At 65.7% G+C, this 1,790-nt stretch carries 3 protein-coding genes; all 3 read left to right on the plus strand.

The annotated features are described in order from the left end of the window. Positions 1 to 524 (plus strand): dihydrodipicolinate synthase family protein (locus GXY33_22665; GenBank protein ID NLX07955.1); only part of this gene is annotated, 524 nt, incomplete at its 5' end. A 15-nt stretch (positions 525 to 539) separates the two neighbouring features. Next, positions 540 to 1,619, plus strand: a complete 1,080-nt coding sequence (locus tag GXY33_22670) for an AAC(3) family N-acetyltransferase (GenBank protein ID NLX07956.1) — start codon at positions 540 to 542, stop codon at positions 1,617 to 1,619. Between the two features lie 15 nt (positions 1,620 to 1,634). After that, positions 1,635 to 1,790, plus strand: a 156-nt coding sequence (locus GXY33_22675) for a hypothetical protein (GenBank protein ID NLX07957.1), incomplete at its 3' end; no start/stop codon positions are given.

The following is a 1,790-nucleotide window of genomic DNA, read 5'->3' on the forward strand; positions in this document are numbered from 1 at the left end:
AGAGCCGCATGCCGCTGGTGGTCTACCAGAACGACGAGGTCGGCGTCCGGCTGGAACCGCGGACCATCGCCAAACTGCCGAACGTGCCCGGCGTCATCGGGATCAAAGCCTACATGCCGTTCGTCCAGGTCCAAACCGCCCACCACCAAGCCGCCAGGAAAAACCGCTTCGCCGTAATGAGCGGCGACGAGTCCGTCTTCGGCCCGGCCCTGCTGGGCGGCATCCGCCACTTTACCATGGGCGGACCGGGCAACCTGTGCCTGCGGGCCTGCGTCGATCTCTATCGGACAGCCGTCGCAGGCGATTGGAGCGGCGCGGCTGACAAGCACCGGCGGCTGGTGGAGTTTTACGACGCCCTCTATTCGCCCGTGCCCTCAGCCTACGTAGCGGTTAAATACGCGATGGCCCGGCTGAAGATTTGTGAGCCGTTCGTTACGCCGCCGCTTCAGCCGCTGACGACGGACCAGAAGAAGGCGGTCGAAAAGGCGTTGAAAGAGTTTTCCGATGTGGTGGACCCGGTGTAGGCGAAAGGACGAGCGATGGCCAGCATAACGCGGCAGCGGTTGGCGAACGATTTTCGTGCGTTGGGACTTTCAGCCGGCGATGCCGTGATGATGCACAGCTCGCTCAGCGCGCTGGGCTTGGTCGAGGGCGGGGCTGAGACGGTGATTGACGCGATCCTCGAGGCGATCGGGCCGAAAGGAACGCTGATGGTCCCAGCGTTTCGCGACAGCGTCTGGGGCGATCCAGCGGATTTCGCCATCACCGATGGCTGCCCGTGTCCGCAAGCGTTGTGCCCCAGCGCTCAGCCGGGTTTTCAAGGGGTGATCGCCGAGACGCTGCGCCGCCGGCCTGGGACGCTGCGGAGCTGCCATCCGACGCATTCGTGGGCGGCGCTGGGACCGATGGCCGAGAAACTATTGAGCGGGCATCGCGGTTCGCCGACGCCGTGCGGGCCGGGTAATCCGTTCGAGCCGCTGGTCGAGTTGGACGGCCAGGTGCTGATCCTCGGCGTGCAGGTCAACACGGTTACGCTCTGGCACTATTACGAGGAAATCCTCCGCGTTCCGTACGTCGGCCACTATTGGCCGAAGCAGCGGCATCTGAACCACTGCGTGCCCGGTTTGCGGATCCAGTATCAGTATCCCGGGTTGATGCAGGACGTCTGCCGGGCCGCTGGGATTCTGACCGTCGGGCCGGTCGGCAAGAGCACGTCGGGCCTGATGCGGGCGCGACAGTTCGACGCATTCATGGCCACCGCGATGGCGGACGATCCGTTCTGCATGGTGCTTCGGCCGCCGGACCGCCGGTGCGGCGATCTGGCCATTGACGCGCTGCAGAAAGCCGCGGCGATGCTGCGGGCCTGGCGTCAGGGGCCGAAGCGTCCGCAGCGCAGCTTCGACTCGCCCGTCGAGCCGATCGTCGCCGCCGGACCGGACGACGTGGTTCGGCGCGACTGCCCGGCGTTCGCGGGCGACCACGACGCAGGCGGCCGGAGCGTTCCGATGTGCCGGGCCAATGGCCGGCACCCGGACTACTTCCGGTTCGGCGGCGTCTTCAACGAGATCGGAATCACCACCTGCGGCCGCTGTCCGTGGCACCAGAAGTTTCCCCTGTAATAAGGTAGCTCCAACATGAACGCCCAATTCCTCGCCGGCGCAGCCTCGGGCTCGATCATGCCCGAGCGCGACATGATCGACAACTCGATCCACTCGTGCATGACGGTGCGGTTCGATGAGCCGGGAAGTCCGTTGCGGGCCAAGGCTTTGGCCCTCTCGTTCGGCGAACGG

The organism is Phycisphaerae bacterium, from assembly GCA_012729815.1.
Taxonomy (GTDB): domain Bacteria; phylum Planctomycetota; class Phycisphaerae; order JAAYCJ01; family JAAYCJ01; genus JAAYCJ01.